Source organism: Nostoc sp. (assembly GCF_036919555.1).
In the GTDB taxonomy this organism is placed as follows: Bacteria; Cyanobacteriota; Cyanobacteriia; order Cyanobacteriales; family Nostocaceae; genus Nostoc.
Map to the genome: position 1 here is coordinate 62,578 of NZ_JBALCS010000033.1, position 26,718 is coordinate 89,295.

General features: G+C 41.7%; 24 protein-coding genes and 1 pseudogene. 11 read left to right on the top strand and 14 right to left on the bottom strand.

Annotated features, from left to right (window positions below; all coding sequences use genetic code 11):
* Positions 1 to 98 precede the first annotated feature (98 nt).
* On the top strand, positions 99 to 587 hold the full coding sequence (locus V7K36_RS09545) for a hypothetical protein (RefSeq protein ID WP_335115167.1): 489 nt from the start codon (positions 99 to 101) through the stop codon (positions 585 to 587).
* A 104-nt stretch (positions 588 to 691) separates the two neighbouring features.
* Here the strand turns inward: V7K36_RS09545 and V7K36_RS09550 are convergent, their stop codons facing one another.
* The gene (locus tag V7K36_RS09550; RefSeq protein ID WP_335115169.1) at positions 692 to 3,034 is read right to left on the bottom strand and encodes a dynamin family protein; all 2,343 of its coding nucleotides are present in this window, start codon (positions 3,032 to 3,034) and stop codon (positions 692 to 694) included.
* A 158-nt stretch (positions 3,035 to 3,192) separates the two neighbouring features.
* Here V7K36_RS09550 and V7K36_RS09555 point away from each other — a divergent pair, with 158 nt between their 5' ends.
* Positions 3,193 to 3,489 (top strand): hypothetical protein, encoded by a 297-nt coding sequence (locus V7K36_RS09555; RefSeq protein WP_335115171.1) that lies wholly within the window; start codon positions 3,193 to 3,195, stop codon positions 3,487 to 3,489.
* A gap of 43 nt (positions 3,490 to 3,532) precedes the next feature.
* Positions 3,533 to 3,820, top strand: a complete 288-nt coding sequence (locus V7K36_RS09560; RefSeq protein ID WP_335115173.1) for a type II toxin-antitoxin system Phd/YefM family antitoxin — start codon at positions 3,533 to 3,535, stop codon at positions 3,818 to 3,820.
* Positions 3,821 to 3,910: 90 nt separating this feature from the next.
* Here V7K36_RS09560 and V7K36_RS34085 read toward each other — a convergent pair whose 3' ends face one another.
* Entirely contained in the window at positions 3,911 to 4,222 is a 312-nt protein-coding gene (locus V7K36_RS34085; protein ID WP_442948453.1) for an ATP-binding protein, read from the bottom strand.
* Between the two features lie 86 nt (positions 4,223 to 4,308).
* On the opposite strand from V7K36_RS34085, the gene V7K36_RS09570 reads away from it, so the two are divergent.
* Positions 4,309 to 7,812, top strand: coding sequence for a GAF domain-containing protein (locus V7K36_RS09570; protein WP_335115177.1), 3,504 nt, complete (start codon positions 4,309 to 4,311; stop codon positions 7,810 to 7,812).
* On the opposite strand, the gene V7K36_RS09575 is transcribed toward V7K36_RS09570, so the two are convergent.
* From V7K36_RS09575 to V7K36_RS09585, 3 genes are all read right to left on the bottom strand, one after another.
* On the bottom strand, positions 7,809 to 7,940 hold the full coding sequence (locus tag V7K36_RS09575) for a hypothetical protein (RefSeq protein ID WP_335115179.1): 132 nt from the start codon (positions 7,938 to 7,940) through the stop codon (positions 7,809 to 7,811). The genes V7K36_RS09570 and V7K36_RS09575 overlap by 4 nt on opposite strands.
* Before the next feature lie 177 nt (positions 7,941 to 8,117).
* Entirely contained in the window at positions 8,118 to 8,309 is a 192-nt protein-coding gene (locus V7K36_RS09580; protein ID WP_335115181.1) for a type II toxin-antitoxin system HicA family toxin, read from the bottom strand.
* A 20-nt stretch (positions 8,310 to 8,329) separates the two neighbouring features.
* On the bottom strand, positions 8,330 to 8,536 hold the full coding sequence (locus V7K36_RS09585; protein ID WP_292771677.1) for a type II toxin-antitoxin system HicB family antitoxin: 207 nt from the start codon (positions 8,534 to 8,536) through the stop codon (positions 8,330 to 8,332).
* A 136-nt stretch (positions 8,537 to 8,672) separates the two neighbouring features.
* Here V7K36_RS09585 and ygfZ point away from each other — a divergent pair, with 136 nt between their 5' ends.
* Positions 8,673 to 9,668, top strand: coding sequence for a CAF17-like 4Fe-4S cluster assembly/insertion protein YgfZ (gene ygfZ / locus V7K36_RS09590; protein ID WP_335115183.1), 996 nt, complete (start codon positions 8,673 to 8,675; stop codon positions 9,666 to 9,668).
* Between the two features lie 5 nt (positions 9,669 to 9,673).
* On the opposite strand, the gene V7K36_RS09595 is transcribed toward ygfZ, so the two are convergent.
* Positions 9,674 to 10,618 carry a DUF5331 domain-containing protein gene (locus tag V7K36_RS09595; protein WP_335115185.1) on the bottom strand — a complete coding sequence of 315 codons (945 nt, stop codon included), beginning with the start codon at positions 10,616 to 10,618 and terminating at the stop codon, positions 9,674 to 9,676.
* Positions 10,619 to 10,672: 54 nt separating this feature from the next.
* Positions 10,673 to 11,005 carry a (2Fe-2S) ferredoxin domain-containing protein gene (locus V7K36_RS09600; RefSeq protein ID WP_334824423.1) on the bottom strand — a complete coding sequence of 111 codons (333 nt, stop codon included), beginning with the start codon at positions 11,003 to 11,005 and terminating at the stop codon, positions 10,673 to 10,675.
* Between the two features lie 89 nt (positions 11,006 to 11,094).
* Between V7K36_RS09600 and V7K36_RS09605 the strand changes: the two genes are divergently transcribed.
* The 3 genes from V7K36_RS09605 to V7K36_RS34090 all read left to right on the top strand — a co-directional run bounded on the left by V7K36_RS09605 (position 11,095) and on the right by V7K36_RS34090 (position 11,869).
* On the top strand, positions 11,095 to 11,334 hold the full coding sequence (locus V7K36_RS09605; RefSeq protein WP_335115187.1) for a hypothetical protein: 240 nt from the start codon (positions 11,095 to 11,097) through the stop codon (positions 11,332 to 11,334).
* 34 nt (positions 11,335 to 11,368) lie between these two features.
* Positions 11,369 to 11,656, top strand: coding sequence for a hypothetical protein (locus V7K36_RS09610; RefSeq protein ID WP_335115189.1), 288 nt, complete (start codon positions 11,369 to 11,371; stop codon positions 11,654 to 11,656).
* A 99-nt stretch (positions 11,657 to 11,755) separates the two neighbouring features.
* Positions 11,756 to 11,869, top strand: coding sequence for a hypothetical protein (locus V7K36_RS34090; protein ID WP_442948454.1), 114 nt, complete (start codon positions 11,756 to 11,758; stop codon positions 11,867 to 11,869).
* Between the two features lie 66 nt (positions 11,870 to 11,935).
* Here V7K36_RS34090 and ccmS read toward each other — a convergent pair whose 3' ends face one another.
* The 5 genes from ccmS to V7K36_RS09635 form a co-directional block, all read right to left on the bottom strand.
* A complete protein-coding gene (ccmS, locus tag V7K36_RS09615) occupies positions 11,936 to 12,364 on the bottom strand; it encodes a beta-carboxysome assembly chaperone CcmS (protein WP_334824421.1) in 429 nt (142 codons plus the stop codon).
* A gap of 39 nt (positions 12,365 to 12,403) precedes the next feature.
* Positions 12,404 to 14,212, bottom strand: coding sequence for an ABC transporter ATP-binding protein (locus V7K36_RS09620; protein ID WP_335115191.1), 1,809 nt, complete (start codon positions 14,210 to 14,212; stop codon positions 12,404 to 12,406).
* Positions 14,213 to 14,456: 244 nt separating this feature from the next.
* The gene (locus V7K36_RS09625) at positions 14,457 to 16,376 is read right to left on the bottom strand and encodes an iron uptake porin (RefSeq protein WP_335115193.1); all 1,920 of its coding nucleotides are present in this window, start codon (positions 16,374 to 16,376) and stop codon (positions 14,457 to 14,459) included.
* Between the two features lie 448 nt (positions 16,377 to 16,824).
* Positions 16,825 to 17,010: a hypothetical protein gene (locus V7K36_RS09630; RefSeq protein ID WP_335115195.1), complete on the bottom strand. Its 186-nt coding sequence runs from the start codon at positions 17,008 to 17,010 to the stop codon at positions 16,825 to 16,827.
* Positions 16,995 to 17,147, bottom strand: a complete 153-nt coding sequence (locus tag V7K36_RS09635; protein WP_335115197.1) for a hypothetical protein — start codon at positions 17,145 to 17,147, stop codon at positions 16,995 to 16,997. The genes V7K36_RS09630 and V7K36_RS09635 overlap by 16 nt, the downstream gene beginning before the upstream one ends.
* A 173-nt stretch (positions 17,148 to 17,320) precedes the next feature.
* On the opposite strand from V7K36_RS09635, the gene V7K36_RS09640 reads away from it, so the two are divergent.
* From V7K36_RS09640 to V7K36_RS09650, 3 genes and pseudogenes are all read left to right on the top strand, one after another.
* Positions 17,321 to 19,003 (top strand): SulP family inorganic anion transporter, encoded by a 1,683-nt coding sequence (locus tag V7K36_RS09640; RefSeq protein WP_335115199.1) that lies wholly within the window; start codon positions 17,321 to 17,323, stop codon positions 19,001 to 19,003.
* A gap of 321 nt (positions 19,004 to 19,324) precedes the next feature.
* Positions 19,325 to 19,686, top strand: a pseudogene (locus tag V7K36_RS09645) (IS4 family transposase); the annotation flags it as partial.
* A gap of 93 nt (positions 19,687 to 19,779) precedes the next feature.
* Positions 19,780 to 20,703: a DUF928 domain-containing protein gene (locus V7K36_RS09650; RefSeq protein ID WP_335115201.1), complete on the top strand. Its 924-nt coding sequence runs from the start codon at positions 19,780 to 19,782 to the stop codon at positions 20,701 to 20,703.
* 151 nt (positions 20,704 to 20,854) lie between these two features.
* Here V7K36_RS09650 and V7K36_RS09655 read toward each other — a convergent pair whose 3' ends face one another.
* On the bottom strand, positions 20,855 to 23,479 hold the full coding sequence (locus V7K36_RS09655; protein WP_335115203.1) for a CHAT domain-containing protein: 2,625 nt from the start codon (positions 23,477 to 23,479) through the stop codon (positions 20,855 to 20,857).
* Positions 23,445 to 26,718 (bottom strand): beta strand repeat-containing protein (locus V7K36_RS09660; RefSeq protein ID WP_335115205.1); only part of this gene is annotated, 3,274 nt, incomplete at its 5' end. The genes V7K36_RS09660 and V7K36_RS09655, both read right to left, overlap by 35 nt.

Below are 26,718 nucleotides of genomic sequence, written 5' to 3' on the forward strand. Positions count from 1 at the left end.
TGAAATCCGCTATCTTGAGAAAAGATTTAGATTAAAAACACAGCTTTTTAATAAACACAGACTGTTTATTTTTCTTTTAGTGTCCCTGTTTACTACCAATGCCACCTAAAATAACAAACTCAGTTGCATGGCAGCAGGCTGAAATCCTCATGCAACCTGCTTTCATTCGCGTTATCGACAATATCCGCAAGCTGCTTGATGAATCTTCCTGGACGGGAACTTACCACGATGTCCTGATTTGGCCGGCTAGCACCACTGATGAAATCAAAGCATTGGTGACTGAGCTGTTGCAAGCAATGGAAACTGCAACGCCCCAAGAAGCAGATGAAATCAGAGAGACTCTGGCTCGTCTGCCGATGCCCCATCCAGGATATCATCTACGTTTAGAGCGTCAACAGCAACAAGCTAGTATCGATTTGTGGGAACTATGTTATCAAGTGTGTTTTATTAAATACACTCCACACAACGAAGCTGCTGATATTGATACTAGTTTAATTGATGAATTGGGTGAAGTCGATTGGTTGCGTTTGGATGCTAAGGCAAAGGAGTTAGTTGAGCAGGCGTTTGCTAAATTGCCAGAAGGGTAACAAATAAAATGCCCTCAGAATATAATTCTGGGGCTATACAAACGAAACTCAGCTGCGTGCGTTAATGAGCTTTTTAAGCCTGTCTTAGCCGCCTACCTAATAGTTTATACTGGCTTCCAATTATTTAAAGATGCTTGAATAGGAGCCAATTCGCTCAAATATTCATTAAGTTTTACTTTCTGAGTTTCAACAGTCGCAAGAATTTGCTCCTTTTCGGCCTCTCTAGTTTTGCGTTCTCTCAACACGCTGTCAAACTGCTCTTGAAACTTGTTCATGTAGTCATTAATTTGCTGTTCTGCATCTCTGAAGTCTTTCGATACCTGTTTATCAATAACTCGCTCTAATAGGCGTTGGTTTCTCGAAACTTGCTCATCTATCTTTTGCTGAATTAACCTTGCTGTTTCTTTTAAGTCAATGTCGTAAACATTTCCTTGAATTGGAATATCAACATAATAATCTGGTTGACAGCAAGTCCCACTTATCTTTTGTGATTTGTTTCCAATAATGACATCTTGTTGACGTTGAATTACTGCGTCAATACCTTTAAACTTAAATTTTGGAAATTGAATTTTATTAATATTAAATTCAACTTCTAAAGTTTGTCCAAGATAATCAGATAATTCATTTGATATCGATTGAATATCATTTTTGATTATTTGCACTAATTCTTCTCGGAATCTTGTTCCATCTCTAACCAACCTATCTTGCGTTTCTAACCATAAATTCTGAATATGCGGAGCACAAAATTGATTAATTGTAAGTTTAATCGTTTCAGCATCTTTTTTAGACTTAACTCTAATTTTGTATGGATCAGCAATTTTGGTTTGCTCTATCTCTACATAAGAATCTTGGCTATTCAAATATTCTGGAAAAGATTTTGTAAGAGAATTTAATAAAGATTCTCCAACTTTAACGCTTACTCTAAATATTTTACTTAAACCTCTTAAACCAGGAAAAAATTCAAGTATCCCTTCAGTAAAATCCTCTATAATTCCTCCAAAATTATCTGTATTAGATTCCTGCGTTTCCATCTTTTGAGGATTATTTTGAATTTTGGTTGTTTGATATTTAGCAGACCTGGAGTGAGCAATCTGATCAATTTCATCTTGTATGTTAGTTTTAGCACCCTCAGCAAACATATTAATTCCTTTGCTAAAGCCCTTCATTAACTTCTGTTTTTGTTGCTCTACAGAGTTCTTGACATCTTCAACCTTTCTTTTAGCCGAAATAGCACGTTTTCTGTACTCTTCTACTTTTTGTTTAAGGGTTTCAATCTCCATCTCCCAACCGATGAACCGTGTGTTCAGAGTATCTTCAATGGACTTACCTGCCTTAATAAGACTTGCCAAAACATCACTTAGAAGATTCCACCCAGAGTTTTGGACTACAGTTTGAATTACTGATTCTTCAATAGTCGGAATAAAACTATCTTTTAAAGCCTGTGGTGCAATTTTCTTTGGAGCAGGGGTTACAGAGTCGCCTTCCTCATTCTCTATCGCATATTTAGCACTAAAGAATCTTTTGAAATTCTTTAAATGGCTATCGCTGGCTGTACCTTGTTGGATTAATTTAGCTAAAAGTCCTTGCCATGCACTTGTAGGATATATTATGGGATCTGGAATGCCAAATCCTATCAAAGCCTGCTTCAAATCTGCTATTACATCATTAATGGCTCGATCTCCTTCTGCTTTTCGATCAACTTTGTTGAGAATGAAGTAGATTTTCCCTGTGTTATTTGCAAGAAATTCTCCACGCTGCGCTATCAAGTCTTGAAGCAACTCTGAATTGGTATTGTCTTTGAAGGATGAGTAATCTAAAACAAACAAAATAGCATCACATGTTCGCAGCGCTTCCAAAGCTGTTTGCTTGAGTGTAACTGTGCTAAAGCCTGCGGATTCCCACTCGTTGGGGCCTGGAGTGTCAACCAAGGTAAAACCAGTTAGTGATGACAGTTTGCTGATCGCTTCTATGGGATGCTCTAGTTCAAAGCGTGTGGTATTGTCATGATTAGCTGTAGCTCGAAGCTTGTGAGTGTGATCTAGAAATTTTTGCCGAATCACACTAGAGTCACCCTCGGCAATAACAACAGGTTTCTTTTGCCCCTGTCGATACTCCAACAGTCTTGGCGTAGCGCTAGCGTCAATTGGTCGGATATCAGTACGGCAGACTGTACAGGCTTCTGATTCACTTGCCAGAACATCAGCGCCAATCACGGCATTCAAAAAGGTACTCTTGCCAGCCTTCATTGCTGCAATCACAGCTACTTGATACTTTTGCTCTTTCAATGCGTGTAGAGCTTTGTTGATCTCATCCTCGACACTCTGCAAACCTTTGGTATCATCTCCTTCACTGAAGCGACCTTGGCGAATTTCCTGAAGGTACTGTAAAAGACGTGTGCCAGTGTTGTATATGCTGTCGTGTGCTGCTTGAAACTCTTCAGAGGACATAATTAATTATGTGAGGGAAAGTTTAGCTGAAGCACGTACAGCTTAATTTACTAATGAAAAGATTGCGTCAGTGATTGCACTGTCATAGTAAAAGCAATCTGATCGCACCCCATCCTAATCAACAAATCGTCAAGGTACTAGCACAGAAAGAAAGTTATATGAACAAGCATGATGAAGAACTCGAACTACACTTAAGACCGCGTGCTACAGAAACGGTATCAATAAAAATACCAACAGAGACATTGCGATCGCTCGAAAAAGTTGCAGATAATCGAGATATGACACTTGAAGCATTACTCAAGTTTTACATTGGGCAGAGTTTGCGGCGAGATTTAGCTAAATTATTTTCTGAGCGGGTACTGGAATCAACTGCTGAAGTTCTAGCAAGGCACATCGAATCGGAAGAGGAAATTTTAACCATTATTCAAGAAATTCAAGCTGAAGCAACTCTTTAGTTACCTGCCAGTAAAAAGTAACAGATAAATCGATGAACAAAAAATGCCTAATCAAACAAACTACATTGAAGCTAGCAATAATTTTGACAAAATCTACGAAGAGGTAATTAACAGTCGTGAACCTGTAGTTGTTAATCGTAAAGGTGCGAAAAGCGTGTCCATAATTCCGACTGCGGAACTTAATAGCATCATAGAGACAGCATACTTATTCCAATCACCTGAGAATACAGCACCTCTTTTAAATGCTTTACAACGTGTTAAGGCTAAGACTAATATGCCCCAAACTATAGAAGAGTTGCGTAAAGAGTTCTCGCTCTACGAAGAAGAGTAAATAAATTCATCTAAAATTTGCGATCGCACGGTTTTTTCGATGCTTTCCAGATTCATAACTTACGTCTTGACAAATTAGACAATAAGTGAATCAGTAAAAGTAAGAAAAGAATATGCGATCGCCTACGGCGGGCGGGTACGCCATCGCTAGTTTTAACCCTGTGCGATCAGGAGGATGCAGTTTGTTGGAGTGTTCAGCGCCAGCAAAGGGGTCAAAAATGCGCTCCTCAAGACCAGGAGCGATGCCAATTCCTGTATCATTAACCGTGATCGCCCATTGATTGCTGATCAGCGAATGAGATTCAATGGTGACGCAGCCTTTTTCTGTGTAACAAATAGCATTACTAACTATAATTGATATCCTCTGTGGAGTTTTGCTTTTTGCTGTGGTAGATATCCGTATTTTTACTACTACTCTAGATAGTAATTAATTACCAAAATAGAAAGTATACAAATAAAATACTCAAATTTTTGATAAAACTCAAATGTATGGGATCGCTAACAAAGCAAGTAAGTCAAACTCAAGAAATTTTATTACATCGGATTGCGAGTCGTATTCGGCAATCTTTAGAACTGCAAGAAATTTTGTCGGCGACGGTTGCAGAAGTACGCTCGTTTCTAGACACTGATCGCGTCAAAATTTATCAGTTTCAACCTGATGGTCATGGGTTAGTCATTGCTGAATCGATTCATTCAGGTCGGTTGCCGCCTCTTGTGGGGTTAAATTTCCCCGCAGATGACATCCCACCCTATGCCCGTGAACTGTTTGTCCGAGCACGCCAGCGAAGTATCGTTGATTTGACAACACACGAAATTGGTATTAGTCCTCTCGATTGCTTAGAAACAGGCAAACTATTAGACCAGCAAGATATTCGCTATCGTCCCGTCGATCCTTGTCATATAGAATATTTGACGGCAATGGGTGTAAAGTCTTCAGTTGTGGTGCCGATTGTTTTAAAGAGCAAGGAAACAGGGAAAGATTTATTACCTTCTCTGGGGGAATCATCTCAATTGTGGGGACTATTGGTATCTCACCATTCAGAAGCGCGAGTGGTGACAGAACAGGAATTACTATTAATTCAGTCCGTGGTCGATCAGCTGGCGGTCGCCATATCGCAATCGATTTTGCTCAGTCAAGTGCGATCGCAAGCCCGTCAAGAAGCGATTATTAATCAAGTCACGGAGCAACTGCATACTACGCCTACTGTCCAACTGCAAGCTGCCCTTGAAGAAACAGTAGCTGCCTTTCAAGGCTCTGGAGGACGAGTCTACTTGCTGCCAGACAGCGAACAAACAGCAGAAATCTACACCTGTGGGATACAGCCTACTCAACTCGATATCGGACAAGATAGACCGATTGAGGAGCATCGATTGTGGCAGAAATATCTCTATTCCGCTGCTGTCTCATCCCCCGATTATCCAGAAAAGCAAAAGAACAAAACATGGTCAGTGAATTGGATGAGAGCAGTTTACGCTTTGACTCCTCCATCTAACGAACTCAGTTCTGACTCAAATTTGTGGGTGATCAGCGATCTTTATAAAGAACCCTTATTGCGATCGCTCGCCCCCAGCTTCCAAGCAACGCAAATCCGGGCTTTGTTGATTGTACCGCTACAGCATGGTACCAGCGTCGTTGGCTGTTTAACCATCTTCCGAGATGAGGTGGATATTGAAACTATTTGGGCAGGCTGTGTTGATACCGATTCTCGCCAACTGATGCCGCGTCAGTCCTTTGCAGCATGGCGCGAACTCAAAACCGGGCAAGCACAGCAGTGGGCAGAATCGGAAGTTAAGCTGGCGCAAGCATTAGGCGAACGCTTTGCAACGGCAGTAAAACAGTATCGACTTTACGAGCAAGTGCAGGCTCTGAATACAAACCTAGAGCAACAAGTGCGCGATCGCACCGCCGAACTGCAACAGACTAATACCGATTTGCAACGCTCGACTATTGAGCTACAGCGCTCGGTGGAACGACAGCAAGCCTTGGCGAGGATCATTGCTAACATGCGACAGTCGCTGGACGTTACCACTATTTTCCGAACCACGACTGAGGAAGTTTGCCAATTACTTAAGAGCGATCGCTTAACAGTCTATCGTTTTAATGCCGACTGGGGAGGTGAATTTGTCAGTGATTATGAATCTGCAAATCCCCAATGGCAGAGCAATGTCAAGCTGGGAGTAGGTATGGTGTGGGACGACACATACTTACAAGAAACGCAAGGCGGACGCTACCGTAATAATGAAGGTTTTGTCGTTGATGATATCTATAGCGTCGGATTTGCCCAGTGCCACCTTGACATACTTGAACAATTTCATGTCAAAGCCTTCATGATTGCGCCGATTTTTGTCGGACAAGAACTATGGGGTTTATTAGGAGCGTATCAACATTCAAGCACTCGGCATTGGGAAGCTTTAGAAGTCGAGTTTTTCACGCAAATAGCAACTCAGTTGGGAGTGGCATTGCAGCAAGCCGAGTACCTAGAACAAGTGCGATCGCAAACCAGACAATTGGCGCTTGTGGCAGAGCAACAGCAAACTTTAGCAAGTGTAATTACCAAACTTCGGGAATCACTGGACTTGAACGCGATTTTTGAAACCACGACCCAAGAACTCCGCCGAGTACTCAATGCTGATCGTGTTGTGGTCTTTCGCTTCTATTCTGAATCTAACTATGACGGCGGCGAAGTCATTGCAGAAGATGTTGCGTCGCCTTTCCCATCGACCTTAACAGCAAAGGTGTATGATCGCTGCTTGGGTGAGGAGTATACTAAGAAATTCTCCCAAGGCTACATTCATGCAGTCACTGATATTTATAACAGCGAGTTAGACGATTGTTATATTTCGATGCTGTCTCGCTTGCAAGTGAAGGCGAACTTAGTAATTCCCATGCTCAAGCAAGGGCAGCTATGGGGTTTACTATGTATTCATCAATGCCAAAAATCCCGTGAGTGGCAAGAGTCTGAAATTGAATTTGTCAGCCAAATTGCCTCTCAGTTAGGAGTTGCTTTACAACACGCGGTACTGCTCAACCACACACAGCAGCAAGCCAGCCAACTTTCCCAAGCGCTTGAACATTTGCAGCAAACTCAAGCTCATCTGATTCACACTGAAAAGATGTCGAGTCTGGGATTACTAGTAGCAGGAGTTGCCCATGAAATTAATAATCCAGTTAACTTTATTTACGGCAATCTCATTCATCTTCATGAATATACGCAAAATTTGATTGAGATGCTTAATGTCTATCAACAGGTATATCCTGAACCTAATTTGGAAATTGAACGACAAGCAAAATTAGCAGATTTAGAATTCATCGCAGAAGATTTGCCTAAACTGTTTTCTTCGCTGAAACTAGGTGCTGAACGAATTCGTGAAATTGTTCTTTCCTTGCGAAATTTCTCTCGTCTCGACCAAGTTGAGGTAAAACCTGTTGATATTCCTGAGGGACTCGATAGCACTCTATTAATATTGCAGCATCGTCTTAAGGCTAATTCATTGCATTCAGGCATTGAGATTGTCAAACAGTACGGCGAGTTACCGCTTGTAGAGTGTTTTGCTGGACAACTTAACCAAGTATTTATGAACCTGTTAGCAAATGCGATCGATGCGCTGGAGGATTTATGCCATCAGTCTGCGAAATCAGGTGTAAATAAATACCATCCTCTGATCACTATGAAAACACAACTTATAGCAGATGATTGGGTGCAAATCTCCATTAAGGATAATGGAGCCGGCATGACAAAAGAGGTACAGGCTAGGCTATTCGATCCATTTTTCACAACCAAGCCTGTCGGTCAAGGTACAGGTTTGGGACTCTCAATTAGTTACCAAATTGTAGAAAAGCATGGAGGGAAATTACAGTGTCTGTCCCAACCTGGTGAGGGGGCTGAGTTTGTGATTGAAATTCCAGTTAAACAATCTGAGGTCAAAGTAGCAAACCTACAAGGCGATATAGAAGGAATCTACAAAGCTGATTGGTACGCCCGTTCTCATTAAATATATAGGAATTGATTAAACAGACCACCAGATGCGATCGCACAAGCCCGCTTTCGTTCTTTATTTCTATTTGTGTGTGGGTAGACACGATCGCAAAGTGTCTCGTAGAGAAGCCATCGCTTGTTCAATTGCGTCTGTTGGGATAGCTGTTTCTAAGGCTTTGATTACTGTAACTGATCAACTACAGGCGATATCAGTGAGAATTCTTTAAGTTGCATTCAATCCCAGTACACTTGGGTGATAACCCTTAGTCTATCTGCTTTTTGGTTTAACGGAACCGTATTGCTTTCACTTATATACCCCCCTTACAAAACCTCAAACTCTTCTAAACTTATCCCAGCTTGTCGTAAAATACTACCCACCGTACCGATAGTAATTTCTCGATAATGAGGCACAATCGCAGTACGGCTTCCTTGATTAGTAGATTTGGCAAATTTTACGTGACTACCCTTTTGGCTAACTTCTCCAAAGCCTGCTGCCTCTAATCTACGCTTCACTTCACGATAAGGTAATGGATTTAAGCGGCACCTATTTCTACCTGAAGTGTCTTAATTTGAGGAATAATAGTAGCTACTGGTGGTTCAAAATGCAGTGACAAAGCTTCCTCAAGATTAGCCAATGTCTCAGTTTCAGTCTGGCCCTGGCTAGCAATATCAATCTCCAAGCACTGTGCCACAAACCAGTTACCTTCCTGCCATACACTTGCAGTAAAAGTTCGTTTCATAAGTTTTTATTGTTCGGCACTTTCTGTTGATTTGATTATACGCTAGAAGAAAACCGGAGGTGCATTGAAGCTGTAAACCCTTATTTGCTAAGATTTCCAATGCGACAACATTGAAACAGGGCAACTCTCCATCACCATGCCAACATCTATAATTGACGATAAAGACGCAGCAGCTATCCAAGCCGCAGAAGAAACAGTTGCTATATGCGATCGCACTTCCTGGGGACGCATCAAAGTCTCTGGCGACGATCGCCTCAATTTCTTGCACAACCAAAGTACTAACAATTTCCAAATACTCAAGCCAGGACAAGGTTGTGATACGGTTTTCGTCACCTCTACAGCCAGAACAATTGATTTAGTAACCGCCTACGTTAGAGAAGATGCGGTAATCCTGCTAGTTTCACCCAACCGCCGCCAGTACCTCATGGAATGGCTGGATAAATATATTTTCTTTGCCGACAAGGTGGAATTATCTGATATCACAAAATACACCAACACTTTCAGCCTGATTGGTCCAGGAAGCGACGCTGTTTTAGAAAAGTTAGGTATTGGCGAACTCATCGGACAACCTTACGCTAGTCACAAAGTATACACAATTGCTCCTGCCGAAGGAGTGCGGATTGCTGTGGGTAGTGGGTTAGCTGCTCCCGGATATACCTTAACTTTCCCCTATACTGACAAAGCAACGGTGTGGAACAAATTATTAGAAGCTGGGGCGGTAGAGATGAGCGATCGCGCTTGGGATGCCTTACGAATCTTACAAGGCCGCCCCGCCCCAGATGCTGAACTCACAGATGATTATAATCCTCTGGAAGTTGGTTTGTGGCAAACAATTTCTTTTAATAAAGGTTGCTATATTGGGCAAGAAACCATTGCTCGATTAAATACATACAAAGGTGTAAAGCAACACCTATTTGGTGTGCGCCTCAGTGCCCCTGCGGAAATTGGAAGTGCGATCGCAGTTGGAGATGAAAAGGTTGGCAAACTTACCAGTTACACCCAAACCACTGATGGTTATTTTGGACTAGGTTACATTCGCACCAAAGCTGGTGGTGTAGGCTTAAAAGTCAAAGTGGGAGAAACTGAGGGTGAAGTCGTAGAAATCCCGTTTGTTTCTCACGAGTACCCGTAAGCAATTTAAATCAAAATATCTTTCTCTTTCTCCCTAGCGCCGTAACAAAATTCATCTACCCAAGAAGCTAGACTACGGGCATTAGTGGTTGCTATATTCACTTTGCTCTTAACATATTCTGGTTGAATATTCGGATGTTTGCCGTTGCTTTTAAGCTCAGTAGTAATTGCTAGCGATCGCACTGGTTTACCATTACTAGAAATCTCAGTGGTAATTGCCAGCAATGCGCCTACAGGGATTCGGACAGATGGCGCATTGCTCTTAACCTCCGTAGCTAATGCCATAGATGGCATAGTTTTGATGCTGTTTATTTCACTGGTCATTGTCAGCGCCGAGTGCGATCGTAGTATTGGTTGATATTGGCTTAGAAAACCGGAGGATGGCGTTTTTACCGGAGTGTCTGGAGCAATTTTAGTTGCTGCTACTACTAACTCAGGTTTGCGTGTGCGAACTACCTCAGTGGTAGCTGTAAATGATGGCACAACTTGATCGGTGCGTGACAAATTGGAGTCTAGAGTCTTTGCAAGAGAATGAAGCGCAATCTTGCTGGCAGTTACAGCCGATGACAGATGTTTATCCTCAGAATCCTTCTCATCTGGCGACTCACTTTCAGCTTGGCTTGTAGCCATAGAATACTCTTCAGCTTGGCTTGTAGCCATAGAATTAGAATGCTCAGATTTTATTAAACGTAACTCTTGATCAGCATTGAAGTTAAGACCTAAAGCGGCGACTATTTTATCTGGATCGTTATTCAGCTCCAGCATAAAAGCAAGTATTTCATCAAACTGGGGTTCTAAAACAGACAGTGTTGCCAAAATAAAACCGGACAAAGGACGGCGCAGACCATCGTAAGTCGCCCAAATTCGCATTTTGACCAGCCAGGTAATATTTTGCTTGTAGTAAATAAGCCATTTTTGTTTTAAGGATTGACGCAGCTGCTGGATATTCATTGGATGCCTCACTTCAGTCAATAAGATTGCAGACCTTGATATTGTTAATGAGATTTATTTCTGGGGATGAAACCGATAATAGAGCATCTGTTTGACTCTTTGGCCACTTAGCAAATGATCTTCTACTAGTAAAGATACTTCATCGGGTTGAACGCTGCTATACCAGACCATATCGGGTAATACCAGCACCATCGGCCCATTGCCACATTGTCCCAAACAGCTGCTAGCCGTTACCGTTACACCAGGGATTGGCAAAGCCGCAAAAGCTGCTAAAACTTTGAGGGCACCTTGCTTTTTGCAGGTACGATTTTGACAAACCCGCACACATCTAGGAGAAGACGGTTGGTCTATTATCGGGAAGTTTGATGGTTGAGTTATGTTGGTCATTTGTCCTTTGTCTTTTGTCTTTTCTCATTTGTCATTTGTCAAAAGTCGGAAGCTAATGACTAATGACTAATGAGTAATACCATTTCTGTATGAAGCTATTTATCTCTCTTGGTTACTCAGCACTCAGCACTCCTGAATCTCTGGAATTGAACCCAATTGAAAGGTTTTGGGAATTTCTGAAAGACAAACTTCAATGGGAAAATTGCAAAACTCTTACACAACTGCGTCGTAAATTAGCTAAGGTGCTAGAAAATATTACACCAGAGGTGATTGTTTCTCTCACCTCTTACGACTTTATTCTTGAAGCTTTATTTAGCGCAGCTTCATAAAGAACTGGTATCAGCATCAAGCCTCTGAGGATGAATGGGAACGTTTGTATGCAGCCGAAGTTTAGTAAAAATTGATCCAAGTAATCCGAAGGCGATCACCACTTTATGCCAAATACGGGAAAGTAGTCAAAATAAATTGATGCGATTGCAAGCATCTGAAAATCTAGTAAATGCTGTTCAAAATCTAGAACAACTTGATTTAGGCAGCAAATTAGTTAAAGAGAAGCTAAAACAAGCTGTCCTTGTTCTTATTCAGGACATTCAGATTTTTCAGGAATATGATGACTACAAAAACGAATTCAGCATTAAACCCACACATTAACTATCTTATGAATCCTGTCTCTTAGATATAGCTGATAGTTAGACAAAAATCCTCCAAAGCGAACATTTACCACAAGTAGTCATAACCCTAAAAGACTATCTGAGTAAACAGTTATACAAAAATAGTTCTTATCGCTACGAGTTCGTATTTAACATTATCTGGCATTGTGCCGAAAATCTGACTTACCCAGATTTCTACAAAGCAATCAACTAAACAATAAGCGCAGAGTCCTTAATCATCCTCCGCATTCCTCTGCGCTTTCCTTAGCGTTCCTCTGCCTTAAAAAACAATCTCTTCACTCATCCTCTGTTCCAAAACTTCCAATAACCCATCCACATCCTTCCCAGCTTGCTCAAAACAAATCGGTGGTGCTGGTTCCGGTATAAACTGAATTAACTTAATTTCACCCTTCCCAATCCCAATCATCACAACTTCCACTTCCGGCTGATGATTCTCGACAATTCCCAAAATTTCCTGAAGTCGATTTTCAACTTTAATATTTAAGTTCTCTATCTGCTCTTTCGGACAATAAACAAAATGTGGCGTTGGTTGCAAATCAATACCAACAGTACCCTGACTGTCACCATTTGCTAACCACAATCCCCAAAACAGCGCCGCCAATTCCTGCTGATTTGCTTTCACAAACTTATCCAACTGGCGACGCCACTTGTTATCACCTGATTCTGGTTGACTATTACCAAAAAACATAAATAATTCGTAATGAAGACACAAAACAATGCGCGGAAGTTATTTCAAACCCGACTGTACACGCCATAGACTAGAATAAATCCCATCTTTCTCCAGCAATTCCTCATGGGTTCCCGACTCTACTAATTTCCCATGTTCCATGACATAAATGCAATCGGCATTGCGGATAGTAGAAAGACGATGAGCGATCGCAATTGTAGTTCTATCGACTGTAATCCGTTCTAGCGATCGCTGGATTGCCGCTTCTGTCTCATTATCCACTGCTGAGGTCGCTTCATCTAAAATCAGAATCGGCGGATTTTTGAGAACTGCACGGGCGATCGCAATCCGTTGTCTTTGTCCACCAGATAACTTTTGTCCTCTTTCCCCCACAATTGTCTCATAACCTTCGGGCAATTCAATAATAAATTCGTGCGCCTCCGCCACCTTCGCCGCCGTGATAACTTCTTGCTCTGTAGTCTCAAAGCTGCCATAGGCAATATTCTCTGCTACAGTGCCATGAAATAGAAAGACATCTTGACTCACCAAACCAATGCAGCGCCGTAAATCTTGCAAATTCAAACTTTGCAAATCAATGCCATCGAGAGTAATACTTCCCGTTTGCACTTCGTATAACCTCAATAAAAGTTTGACTAAAGTGCTTTTACCAGAACCCGTTGAACCGACAATTGCGATCGTTTTCCCCGCCGGAATATCCAAAGACAGATTTTTAATAACTGGAAATCTATCTTTATAGGCAAAATAAACATTTTTAAATTCGACTTCACCGCGCACTTCATCCACAGGTAACGTCACATCACCTGTATGAATAGCGATAGGAGTATCCAACAAATTCATGACTCGATTAGTCGAAGCCATTGCCCTTTGATATTGGTCAAAAGTTTCGCCTAATCTTGTTAAAGGCCACAGCAAGCGTTGTATTAAAAAAACTAAGACGCTATAAGTACCTACAGACATTTTTTGAGAAACCGCTGCCATCCCGCCATACAACAGTAATGCCGTGAACCCCACTAAAATCAGCATCCGAATTAATGGCACAAAAGCAGCAGAAAGAAGAATTGCTTTAGAGTTACTACGGCGATAAGCGTCACTATCTAATTCCAAACGAGAGGCTTCATAAGTTTCAGCGGTGAAACTTTTAATAGTAGTAATTCCGCTGATATTGTTTGACAAACGCGAATTGAGGAAACCCACCTTTTCCCGGACATCAGCATAGCGAGGCGCAAGTAGTCGTTGATAGGCAAAGGAACCCCAGAGAATAAATGGCATCGGTGACAAAGCCATCCACGCTACACTAGGAGCCAAAATAAAGAAAGCAGCGCCAATAATTACAACAGTTGCGGAAACTTGGATGATATCATTCGCTCCTCCATCCAAAAACCGCTCTAATTGGTTAATATCATCACTGAGGATAGACATTAAACCGCCAGTGCTGCGTTCTTCAAAATAAGCCAATTCCAACTCTTGCAAATGTTTGTATGCATCCAAACGCAAGTCATGCTGAATATTCTGAGCCAAATTCCGCCAAAGGCGAGCGTAGGCGTACTCAAAAACAGATTCTAGTATCCAAATGATCACAGTCAGGAAGGAAATAATCAAAAATTGTTGAAAGACATCGCGTACCCCTAACTGTGCAATTATGGAATCCTGCTGTTTGACTACCACATCCACCGCGACGCCAATTAAGCCGGGTGGTGCCAAGTCTAAAAATTTATTGAGAATAGAATAAGTAGTCGCCAGCCAAATTTGTTTACGATACTGGTGTCCATACTCAAGCAAGCGCTGGAGAGGATGCGTTGAATGTTTACGCCTTCTTGATACCCGATGAGATTTTAATACTGTAGTCACGGCTTTTTGCGGTTTCGTGCAGTTGATATTAACACAGAACAAAGTCCTGAAGAGCCAGTGCGTTGGAGAGCCTAATATTTGTGCTACAAAGCTGAAGCTTATTAAGAAATGAAAACGAAAAATCCAGGTTTTCAAGCATATTTTACGAAAAGAAGTAGGGATTTTTAGAATAGTGGGATAGGTTCTATCCAATCTCAAAATCCCCCAAGAAATTGGGGGATTTTGACTGCCTAGTCCCAATCTCTTAAAATGTAAAAGTAGTCCGAAGTACACCTACAGTCGTAGTTTCATTGTTGCTGTTACCTTCTGGGTTAAAGAGAACAAACGCACCAGGGGTAATGCTGATATTATCGCTAACTTGAAAGCGGTAATAGGCTTCTAAATGGTAAGGAGTCGCCCGATTGTCGCCTGTGGGCGTAAGTTGAGCAGAACCACCAGCATCAGTACGGTAAAGCGGCTGACCAAAAAGAATCCCGGCAGTGTTTCCTGACTTGAATAAATCTCTGAAGTGAACTCCCGCCATCCAACTTGTAAAGGTGGTGGAAGCATTCACGCTATTTGAAGCAGCATCAACAAATATTGCTGCACCGTAGCCAGATAATGCTATTTTGGGAGACAATCGCCATGTTACTGTACCGCCAACAGAGTTGAGTGTGAGCGGTGTTCCAACTGCAACCCCTGCTAAAGCACCGATATCACTACTAACTAATCCTGTAGCCAAAATATTGATTTCGTGATAACTGTGGGCATAGTTTAAACCAATATCCAGAGCAGAACTTGGCTTGAAGGTTAACTGTGTGGCAATAATACTACTACCACTAAATAAACCTGCTCCCAAAGGTGTAGTAGAAACTCCTGGTACTACCTCAGTCGCAGATTTTTCGGGTAAATTGGCATTTACACTGCCGTATAAAGCTCTTAAATCCAAATTTGGCGAAATATTAAAAATAAATCCCGCCGCCGATGCTAAACCAGTACCCGAAGTCCCACCAGAAATTCGTAGCACAGGATTCAAGCCGGCAAAACGAGAAATTGACTCTTGTCCTTCACCATAAAAAGGCGTAATTACTGGGAAAGCATCTGATGTCTCTGCCGCAGTTCCCGCAAACAAGGTTAATTTATTAGCGACGGGAAAGACATACAGCAATTTGTAAAGCTGAACACTGTTTGCGCCAACACTCGACAAAGTATTGACATTTAACCCCGGAAATTGCGGCTCAAAACTGGTACGAGCGCTACTTGCACTTAAAAGTGGCGCAGCTAATCCTAAACTTTGTTGCAGGCTACCCTGTCCATCGGCTCCACCCAAAAAGTTATAGGCTTGCAATCCAGTAATTAATGAATCTTTACCAGTAAAGCTAGTGGTGAGATTTAACCGCACTCTATTGACTAGGATGATGTTCGGGTCACTCTGATTAGGAGCGCCACCGCTAGCACCAACACCAGCAATAATTACCTCACCATTGAGTTTGGTTGTAGTAGAAAACTGATTTGCTTCTAGTTCTGCTGTGCGAGCTTCTACAGCATCTACTCGACCCCGCAATGTTACCAATTCCGCCGCAAATTGTTCTTGTAGTTTCTGCAACGTGGCTAAATCTTCTTTCTTGACCAAATCACCAGTTGCAGTCGCAATCAGTTCGTTGATTCGGTCTAAACAAGCATTTAAGCCAGCAGCAAATTCATAGCGAGTCATCGCCCGATTACCGCGATAGGTTTGATTGGAATAACCTGCGATACAACCATAGCGCTCGACTAAAGATTGGAGTGCCTGAAAAGCCCAATCAGTCGGCTGTACATCAGACAATTGGGATACGGATGTTACTTGTGCAAGTTTGTATGAGGTTGGAGATGAACTTGCAGGTTGTGGTATGATTGGCTGCCACAAGTTAACAACAGAATCTACTCCTATATCTTGAATTTTTTGCTGTTGATTGACTGAGGGTAAGTTTTTTTGAGTTTCATTAGCTATCAGCAATTTACTGGAGATATTATTTGTTAAATCGCTTTGATGAGAATCATTTTTTTGATAGCTGCCATCATCTTGATTAACAGCTACATTTTTATCTGCAATTTCTAAACCGGGAAGGGCTTGCACAGGTGATAACCCAGCAATTAAACATAATAATCCCATCCCACTAGCATAAGCTAATAGATATTTTGCCATGATAACTCCTAACACCTACAAAATAGTGGAAAAATTCATTGCGATTTTAAAATGGATTGATAAGTAAATTTAAAGTAGATTTATAAAAAAATCTTATTAGCTTTAAATTTTGGATATCAGAATTTTTTTCTGAATTGACTTACCAGAAACTCAGCTTATATCGCAAGTATTAAATTATAGTAAATACTATTTTTGGAAATAATTAACAACAAATGATATTGGTAGTTATTATAATTACTATTGACAAAATAGTATTTACATAAGTCTAATTTTGTGATATCGAATGTAGTATTGAGCCGACATCTGTGACTCAATATCTACCAAAGAATAATTTACTCAAAAAAAATTAAGAGGCTGCGATTGCTGCTCAATTTGGGTGCAGGCTAAGATCGGGAAGAAAACAGCATATTGTAGTCCACGATTTCTCTGATTGAAATATTTCAAGTATTCAATCCCACCAATAACAAACAATCACCGCATCAGAATATCGGTGAACATCTTCACCTGATAGGGCCCCTTCAAATCTAGTTCTCAGTCGGTGCTTCAGGCGCAAAGCATAATCTTCAGTCGTGCCATCACTTACCTCTACTGAATCAGCTCGCCATTTTTTACCCAAGTCTAAAAGTTCTGACACTGTGGATCTACTGTAATCGGTTCGAGCGATCGCCAGATTACCGCTTCTGTTTCATTATCCACCGCCAAGGTAGCTTCGTATAAAACCAAAACGGGCGGATTCTTCAAGACTGCGTAGGCGTAGCCCGCCGCAGGCATCGCCCGCTACAAGTTAATAACAATATAATTTTGACTTTTTTCAGAGATGTCTATAATAAAGGAGCTTTTCCCTCCAGGCTCTTTGAGGTTCCGGGTATGGTGCTTAATTGCCCGGATATCATATGACATCTATCTGTCTATCAATAAATTGTCTATGAGAGTTGAAATGGAATATGGCAATATCTGATATCCTCCAAGAACCACAGCGTCTGGGTAGCTTATTTAGTGGACTGCGTGGCGATTTGACGGGAGGACTGACAGCAGCAGTGGTAGCCTTGCCTTTAGCTTTAGCCTTTGCGGTGGCAAGTGGAGTAGAACCAAAAGCTGGACTTTACACGGCTATTGTGGCGGGAATTGTAGGGGCAATTTTTGGTGGTTCCTCAGTCCAGATTACAGGCCCAACAGGTGCAATGGCTGTGATTTTGGTGGCAATTGTCGGCAAGTACGGCATTGAGAAAGTTTGGATTGCTGGGGTGATGGCTGGGATTATCCAGATTGCCTTGGGGGTTGCCAAACTTGGACAGCTAGTGAAGTTTATTCCCTATCCAGTGACGGCAGGCTTTACCAATGGTATTGCCGTGATTATATTTTGTGGTCAATTAAATAATTTCTTTGGTTTACAACTACCGCGTAGCGAACATTTTTTACCAGGAGTTTGGCAAAGTGTAACTCATGTAGAAGCTCTAAACTGGGCTGCTGTTGGGTTGGCAATGGTGGTGATTGCAACCACGGTTTTGTGGCCTAGAATCAATTCTACAATACCGGGTTCTTTAATGGGGTTGGTGTTGGCAACTGCGATCGCTGCTTATTTCCATCTGGCTATACCCACAATTGGCAGCATTCCGCAATCTTTACCGATGCCCCACGGTATCCCCCACTGGAATAATTTTAGGTTGATTCGGGAACTGATTAATCCGGCTTTGGCTTTAGCAGCACTGGGAAGTATTGAATCGTTGCTATCGGCGGTAGTGGCTGATGGGATGACGGTGAGCGAAAAACACAATAGCGATCGCGAATTAATTGGTCAAGGATTGGCAAATATCATTGTGCCATTTTTTGGTGGCATCCCCGCAACAGGTGCGATCGCTCGGACTGTTATCAATGTCCGTTCTGGCGCTAAAACCCGACTATCTGGGGTAATTCACGGTGTTGCCTTAGCGATTATTGTTTTAACTTTAGCACCCCTAGCAGCACAGATTCCTTTAGCAGCACTTGCTGGGATTTTGATCGTAGTTAGCGTGCGGATGATTGAGTGGAAAGCCATTGGTTTATTGATGCGTGCTACCTACTCCGACTTTGCTGTGATGATTCTCACCTGGCTAGTGACAATCTTGTTTGACTTAGTTCTGGCTGTAGAAGTGGGATTGATTGCAGCCGGGGCCTTGTTCATCAAACGGATGAGCGATTTAAGCCTAGTCAAAATACCTGAAACCGAAGTATTTCCCCCTGGTACTCCTCTGGAATTAGGTAAGGAAATTGCCGTTTATCGCGTAGATGGCCCCGTATTTTTTGGTGCTGCTGAACGGTTTGTTACCTTCGTCCGCCATCAACCGGAAGTGAAGTATTTAATTCTCAGGTTGCGGTTTGTGCCAAATATGGACACAACTGGGTTAGTAGCCTTAGAGGATATTTACCACGACTTGGAACGGCACGATTGCCGCTTAATTCTCACAGGTTTACAACCCGAAGTCAAACAACTACTAGAACGTTCAGGATTGTTAAAAATAATTGGGTTATCAAATTGTTTTGAAACAACGACAGATGCAATTTGCTCTATCTCTCCTCAGATTGAAGGATGTTCTCAACCTGTTGCGGCTGATTTGAAAACCAAAGAATTGATGGAATTAAATGAATGACAATATTTTACGATCAAGAGAGCAAAATAGCATACCTGTAATCACAACTAAAACTAATATTTATGATCGTTAGGGTGCTAAATGTTTGGTTACTATTACAAACTCTTTAGGGATGGCTGTTACAACTTCCCAGTTACAGCGTTTTTCAGGTAAATGAGGTACATAGGTAGGGGCACAACATTGTTCATTAGTGTCAACTTAAGCAAAATGAAACCATAAGATGTAATCTAAGAACATCTTGATTGATGTTCTTAGTGATACATCATGAGTACAAAACGTCCAGCGCGAAAAGGAAACCCAGACCTGCGATAGCAAAAACATCTGCCAGCGTCGCCCATCGAACAAATCGAGCAAGAGATATTTTCATTGCTATCACCCTGCAACTTTAAACCCCTGAAATTGGATGAAAACGAACAAAACAAACAATTCCAAAACAGAATATTGACCTTACCGGTGATGATGGCGATGTTGTAAGTTTAGTGTATCGCCAAATTCCAGGCTTAAGAGAAGTACAAAGGGTATTGTCACAAGAGGGATTGTTATGGGTGGAACGAATGGAAGTGAGTGTGCAAGCAGTATCAAAACAATTGCGAACATTGCTAATTGAATTATTTGCACAAGTTTTTGAGCAAGTAATCCAAAGAATCAGTACTCAACCAAAAAATCAGGCAATTCCAGAGAATTAGCAGCCAGTATGTCAAAGTGCCCTTACTGCGTGGTCTATTTACCTGAAAATAGCTGTAAGTCAAAATCTGGAAATTCCCTCAAAAATGGTGATGACTAATTTAACAAAATGCTACGCTGACCTTTATGATAACGATCGCAACAAGCAAAAATCTTACCTCGTTAAGTCAATGAAATGGATCTTAACTACTGCTCTGATTTTGAGCAGCACTACCCAACATTCAGCACAGGTAACAGATCAAACTAAACAACCAGTCACTAATAAACAGCCTGCACAACCAGTTAAAACACCTGCTTCACCTCAGCAACCTACCTCTGGACCAGTTTTTATTTTGCCAAAAGCACCTGCTCGGTTAAGTCCTGTATCTGGGCGGAGAGCAGGAATGGGTAGTCGAGATAATTGCCCTGCGGTTCCAACCCCGCTCACCGCCTTAGTACCATTTAAAGAGGAACAAAAGGTTGCTGGACAGACAAATAAATCAATTATTGGGATTGTAGAGGGACTAACTACTTCTGAACGGCCTACGTTTTGGTTTTACATCCCGTACACTCAGGATTTGTCTAACTCAAGCGCTGAATTTAGCTTACAGGATAGCGCCGAAAATGATGTTTATAGAAATGCGATCGCGCTACCTTCAAAGCCCAGTATCATTGGTATTTCTCTCCCTACCACTGTTGCTTCATTAGAAGTAGATCAGACATATCGCTGGTATTTAAAAGTACATTGTAAGCAAGAGTCAGCAAGCATTGCTTTGTATGTAGAAGGGGATATTAAAAGAATCAATTTAGATTCTCGTGTTATCCAACAATTAGAAGCAGTAACTGATCCTCGACAGAAGATTATAATCTATGCCAAAGAAGGGATTTGGTTTGACGCTTTAAATATGCTAGCACAAATACGCATTTCTCATTCTAATGATGCATCTGTTCAAGAAGATTGGCAAAGTTTATTGCAATCCATTAATTTGGATAATCTTGCTAAGACTCCGATAATAAATTTACCAAACCGCCATTAACAATTCAAAATTCAAAATTCAAAATTCAAGACAATTTCAGACAGGGATTTAAACCCCGACTGAAACTGGGGTTACCTGTAGAGGTAGGGGTCTTAAACCCTTTTATTTACGATAATTTCATATCCAGCAAAATATCTATAAGCCTAAATCTCTACAACCAATTACCAACTAGAACGTAGGGTGCCCAGTACATTGGACGTTTGTATTCGGGAGATTCAAGTAGTTTTAATTGAGCAAAACGTAAAGCTTCTGCCGTAGTTTTACCCTGCACTAACTGGCGGTAGAATTCATCAATAAACAAAGCTGTAGAGTTATCGCCAATTTCCCATAAGGAAGCTAAAGTACTCCGCGCACCAGCACGTAGGGCAACCCCTGCTAAACCCAATGCCGCTCGGTTATCTCCTGCTGCTGTTTCGCAAGCACTCAAAACAAGCAATTCAATTGGCTCTGTGCGTTTTTGCTCTCTACTTTTGAGTAAGCTATCTAATTCACTTACATTGATGCGTCCATCAGCAGCTAGGATGAAAGTGTCTTTGGCTTGAGAGCTAAATTGTCCGTGAGTTGCCAAGTGAACAATTTGAAAAGGTTGAGCATTGATGGTTTTTGCTAAAGTCGTACTCTTAAAATTTTTATCCAATAATGTAGTTGTCGATACGCCTGATTCCTGAATGAATTTAAGTTCATCCTTAACGTAGGGAAGCGCTTCAAAGTTTTCGTTTTTGGGTGGTTGCGATAGTCCTCCAATCAGGGCATTTAATTTTTTCTGTGCTAGAGCTTTGGGAGTAAAAAGTTGCAATCCAGGGCTAACAGCTACAGCGTAGTTTTGGACTAAATACTCTTTGCCATCAGATAATGCAGACATCGGGATATTTCGCAATAACCCGTCTGGGATAAAGACTATAGTATTGACTTTACTATTTTTGAGGTCTGTTTCGACTGGTTTAATTAACCAATTATAAAGCTGTTGAGAAGCTGCTTGAAATTGCTGATGAGCATCGGGTTCGACTATTGTCTCTCGTATTTTTGTAATAACTTGCTCTACTTGCTGACGGTTGACTTTAGAAGTTTTATGCATCAACGGTTGCTTGGGAAGTTTGATAATAATTTCTAACTGGTTATCTAGGATAATCGGATATAAAATAGCAGTATTCGGGTTGTCTCGATCTACTACTTTGTCCAATACCACAGATTGGTTACTCAAGCAAGCTTCTCGGAAAAAGTTGTCCAGTTCTGCAAGTTGTAAGGCTTCCATTCGCTGACGTGCTTTATCTAAATCAGGCTTTCCTTGTCCTTTCTGTTGTAAAATTAACTCTACAGACTGCCGATAAAGCGGTTCTATGCGATCACGAAAATTAAACTGTACTTCTCGATTAACCGCAACTAAATCGCTGCGAAGAGATTGAAGAGTTGTGACAGCAGCATCATAAGCAGATATGGCGGCTGGGATATTTCCCTGTGCTTTGAGTAAGCGTCCTAACTGCCACTCCCAGCGATAAGCTATATCTGAGGCATCATTTTTTTGAGCCAAAAACAACGCTTGCTGCGTCAAATTTTGTGCTTCTTGCAATTGTTGGTTCTGCTCGTAAACTTCTCCCAAGCTGCCCAGTGCATAGGATTCGGCACGTTCATCGCCGATTATTTTGGCTTGTTGAATGCTATTTGCCAAAATCTCTGCAATGTCTTTTTTATTACCAATTCGAGTCAAAGTCTGAGCAAAATTGATCCGTGCGTAAATACCAGCTTGATTGGTAGGTAGATTGGGGATTTGAGATTGGATTGTGGGTATTAATGACTTTGCTTCAGTAATGCGTTCGTTTTCGACAAGTAAACTCAGCTGATTAATCAGGGCTTGAACTTTCGTGAGAGGGTTTGGTGCAATTTTGGCAGCATTTTCATAATGAGCGATCGCATCCTTAATATTACTTAACGACCTAGTAGTATTGCCAAGGCTAAATTCCGTCAAACTAATTTCTAGAGGCAGTTGTAGACGTTGAGCGATTTTTAAGCTTTGTTGTAAGTTTTTCTGGGATAACTCAAGTTCGCCTAATTGTTGTAAGACATTACCAAGCGATCGCAAAGCTGTTACTTTTATAGGTGAGTCAGGTTGGGAAATTAATTGTTGGGATACTTCATTCAATATATTTAAGCTACGGCGGTAAAAACCAGCAACTCGTAGGGCTTGTGCTTGGTTAACACGGCTGCGCGTTACTCCAGCATTGTCATCTAATTTCTTCCAGATTTGCTCTGCTTGTTGTGATGTTTTCACAGATGCATCAGTTTGTCCCTGTGCTAGTTGCAATTCGCCCTGAATATTTAGAGTTTGTGCAAGAATTTCTAACAATTCAGACTTTGGATTGTTGACATTTAACTTTTGATTTATCTCATCCCAGCCAAGTAAATTTAAGCTATTATCAATAGTTGCATCAGCTTCTTTCCACGAGCCGAGTTGCTGATATACAAGAGAGAGGTTAGTCAGCGCTGCGGCTTGTGCGGGGTTATTGCTTTCTTGTTGATAGATACGGACAGCTTGTTGTAGAACACTTACCGCTTCAGTAAAGCGTCCAGCTTGATAAAGTGCTTCTCCTTGCTCAAGAAGTGGCTGTGGTATTTTGGCTGGGGGTTTATTGGTTTGGATGTGAAACCCGTCTGGTGAATTTGTCTTTTGTTGTTTGGCAAATGTGCTAGGGATAATAGTTAAGAAAACAGCAAGGATAAATAGGACTACGGGAGTTACCGCAAATTTAATTACTCGCTTTGGCAGCTGAAGTTTTGCCATATTTCACACCTCCCTGAGATACAGGACAGGAAGCAGGTGTTTGCCAAGGGCTGTGGGGGTTGAGTTGAGGAACTTGTGCTACTAGTTCTATGTTTCCATTGCGATCAATTACCCAGCCAGAAGCTTCCACTATTTGAGTAGCAGCAATTTTGGGAGTAGTTGAAATTGCTGTTACTTGTGGCTCAATTGTTGTGTTTGCCGAGTTTTCTGGTTTTGGTCTTAATCTCACCCACGCAGACACAGTACTTGAATCTTGTAATGGTTCAGTGGGACTTATGGGTAGTCCGCCGCGTCCTGTTGCCACAAAAGTATTTTGGAATTGCTGAGTTCCAGGTGTGCAGGCGGTAGAAATTTGTTGTGAGGGGTCAACTAGATTTATAGGTAATTCGATTAAGCCACGGCTAGGATCAACTGTTCTATTAATCTCTACCTGCCCTGAACGCCCAAACTTAGAACTGACAGTAAAGTCGTTCAATGGAGTTTGCTGTTTGCGGAACTCAATGTCAAAAATACCCTGAGCGGTAATGCCGATTCTACCACCGTTGCCTCTTTCTGCATTAGCAATGATGTCGCTACCTTTTGAGCCTGTCGGGGGAAAGGCAATTAGGAATAGAGTATCAATATTGATATTGCCGCCATTAGCTTGATCAAGAGCAGTCGCAGAAATCAAGCTTTCATTTTTCATTTGCAAGAAATCAGATATTTTCAGGGTGATATTCGCCCCGCCTTCCAGTCCACTTTTAGCAGTTTCCGCCGATATCCGCCCTTGGTCGAGGAAAAGGTCGTTAGCGGTGATGTCCAAATTACCCGCTTGTCCTTGATGGCTGCTTACGTTTACTTGTGCACCATTGGAGATATTAAACTGACCTGTTTGTACGTTCAAGTTTCCAGCTGTACCGTCTGCCGTGGCTGCTACTGACAAACTACCCTCTCCTCCAGTCAAAAGGACAGAGTTTGCTGCATTGACACTGATGTTTCCCGCTTTGCCCGTTTGTGTTGAAGCAGAGATTTGACTGTTCTTTACCTTTAGGGTATTTAATCCCAACAGTTTAATTTCTCCACCTGTACTAGAGATTGTAGCAGCAGATATTTTAGCTCTTTCTTGAAGGAGCAATTGCGGAGTCTCAATTGTTAATATACCTGCCGAACCGGTAGCTGTTGCCTCAGTAGAAATCGAGCTCTTAAAAAGTGAGACAAAATCAGCTACCTGTACAAAGATGCTGCCAGCATTTCCTGTACTAAATGTAGCAGATGAAATTTGAGAACCATTAGTTAAGGAAAGTTGTCGAGTCTGAATGTCTATTTTACCGCTTGGATCATCTGTATCATTTTTGATTAACGCTTCAGGGTTGACGGTAGTAGAAATAGTACCGCCGTCTAGGGACACTAAAGCAGCGTCCTGCACAACTATATTTCCAGGTCTTCCTGTACCAAATGTAGCAGCAGATACTTGCGCTCCATTTTTAACAATGAGTTGCCTTGTGACTAGTTTCAAGTCACCAGCATCTCCTGTTGAGCCTTGTTCAGCTATGGTAGATAAGTTGCTGCTAACTCGATTATCAAGAGATGATCTACCAGTCAATTCCACTGACTCTAAAGCGTTGATTGTTACAGCTCCTCCAAACCCGGCTTTTGCTGTCCCTGCTCCCACCCTTGAACCATCGCGGATACTCAATTGGTTTGTCGTCATTTGTAAGTTCCCAGCCTTCCCAGAACCAAGGGTACTCACTGCAATAACACTTCCATCTCGGAGTATGGCTTGATTGGCTGTAATTGTTAAGTTACCCGCATCACTTGAACTCAGGGTTCCTGTAGCCAAACCTCCTTCTCCCTGCAATTCAAATAGATCAGCTTTGACTGTTAAATCACCACCTTTTCCAGCATCAGAAATATTTGCAAGCTTAGAATTAATAGAATTAATTACATAAGAACGAAAAATAGTTGATTTATCTACCAACGAAGGAACCAATTCAGGAAATAATGTTGGTAATGAAGCTGGTGAAATTGATGCTGTTGTGATTCCGGCTCCATCTCGAATCGTTAACTTCCCAGTATTAATATCTAACTTCCCGGCAGATCCACTACCTATTGTCCCGGTTGTAATTCCTGTAGAAAGATTGAGAAAAGATTCCACTGTTGCTTGACTGACTGTAGGGGTAAATACTCCAGGTCGGTTACCAATCAGTTCTATAGACTCCGAGGCGTTGATAGTGATATCTCCTCCTTTACCGCTCTGGAAGTCATTAGATCCAAACGCAATACTTTGAGGAAGCGGTTGAACAATTGTGGTAACTCCTGTACGATATTGATCAATATTGTTGATATCAATATTTGAGCTAGGACGGGTATTTTGTGCTAACAAACGACGGGTCGTAATATTGATATTCCCAGCATTGCCAACTCCTCTGGTAATCGAAGCTAATGCACCTCCATTGAGTAGCTTTAGTTCATCAGCGTTGACTATTAAATTTCCTCCTTGTCCAGAGCCAACTATACTAACAGTAGCTCGACCACCATTGTCTAGAAAAATTGAGGGAGCTTTCAGGTTAATATTACCCTCTGGCTTGAAATTTTCACTGCCCTTATCGATATTGGATTGACTGTTAACAAATCCACCATCAACGATGGAAAGAGTAGACCCACTGGTGAGAGAGATATTACCGCCAGATCCTCTTAAAGAATTACTTCTGATCTGGCCAGTAACTCTGAGGTCACTTGCTGCATTAATCGAAATATCTCCAGCTTTATAAAGTGTAGAGTCGTTAGTAAATTGTGTTGTACTTGCACCGGCACCGATCAACTTTGTGATATCAATCGCTCCTGCGTTACTGGTGAGGGTAATGTCCCCGCCATTGCCAGTACCCCCTGCTTCTGAGTTCATACCGCCTGTGGTAATATTCCCATTGGCAGTGAAAGCGATCGCGCCACCATTTCCACTTCCAGAATCAGTGAATAAATCTCCTGTGGTGGTGTTAATCGCTCCATTATTACTAGTAAGTTGAATGCTGCTAGCATCTCCTTTTTCGGCACTAGCATCTAATGAAGCGGTTTGAATATTATCTTTAGCTGTAAAAACAATTGTTCCTGCACGCCCTGTTCCATTTGAATCTTGGTGAATTTGGGATGTCACAGTCCCTTTAGTTGTATCAATCGCTCCTGCGTTACTGGTGAGGGTAATGTCCCCGCCATTGCCAGTACCCCCTGCTTCTGAGTTCATACCGCCTGTGGTAATATTCCCA

Coding starts and splice junctions, on each gene's coding strand:
- V7K36_RS09595 (WP_335115185.1), bottom strand. CDS start 10,618: ATGAATATCCAGCAGCTGCGTCAATCCTTAAAACAAAAATGGCTTATT.
- V7K36_RS09655 (WP_335115203.1), bottom strand. CDS start 23,479: ATGGCAAAACTTCAGCTGCCAAAGCGAGTAATTAAATTTGCGGTAACT.
- V7K36_RS09650 (WP_335115201.1), top strand. CDS start 19,780: ATGACTAATTTAACAAAATGCTACGCTGACCTTTATGATAACGATCGC.
- V7K36_RS09600 (WP_334824423.1), bottom strand. CDS start 11,005: ATGACCAACATAACTCAACCATCAAACTTCCCGATAATAGACCAACCG.
- V7K36_RS09640 (WP_335115199.1), top strand. CDS start 17,321: ATGGCAATATCTGATATCCTCCAAGAACCACAGCGTCTGGGTAGCTTA.
- ccmS (WP_334824421.1), bottom strand. CDS start 12,364: ATGTTTTTTGGTAATAGTCAACCAGAATCAGGTGATAACAAGTGGCGT.
- V7K36_RS09570 (WP_335115177.1), top strand. CDS start 4,309: ATGGGATCGCTAACAAAGCAAGTAAGTCAAACTCAAGAAATTTTATTA.
- V7K36_RS09635 (WP_335115197.1), bottom strand. CDS start 17,147: ATGCCTGCGGCGGGCTACGCCTACGCAGTCTTGAAGAATCCGCCCGTT.
- V7K36_RS09550 (WP_335115169.1), bottom strand. CDS start 3,034: ATGTCCTCTGAAGAGTTTCAAGCAGCACACGACAGCATATACAACACT.
- V7K36_RS09585 (WP_292771677.1), bottom strand. CDS start 8,536: ATGAAACGAACTTTTACTGCAAGTGTATGGCAGGAAGGTAACTGGTTT.
- V7K36_RS09610 (WP_335115189.1), top strand. CDS start 11,369: ATGGGAACGTTTGTATGCAGCCGAAGTTTAGTAAAAATTGATCCAAGT.
- V7K36_RS09555 (WP_335115171.1), top strand. CDS start 3,193: ATGAACAAGCATGATGAAGAACTCGAACTACACTTAAGACCGCGTGCT.
- V7K36_RS09560 (WP_335115173.1), top strand. CDS start 3,533: ATGCCTAATCAAACAAACTACATTGAAGCTAGCAATAATTTTGACAAA.
- ygfZ (WP_335115183.1), top strand. CDS start 8,673: ATGCCAACATCTATAATTGACGATAAAGACGCAGCAGCTATCCAAGCC.
- V7K36_RS09605 (WP_335115187.1), top strand. CDS start 11,095: ATGAAGCTATTTATCTCTCTTGGTTACTCAGCACTCAGCACTCCTGAA.
- V7K36_RS09625 (WP_335115193.1), bottom strand. CDS start 16,376: ATGGCAAAATATCTATTAGCTTATGCTAGTGGGATGGGATTATTATGT.
- V7K36_RS09545 (WP_335115167.1), top strand. CDS start 99: ATGCCACCTAAAATAACAAACTCAGTTGCATGGCAGCAGGCTGAAATC.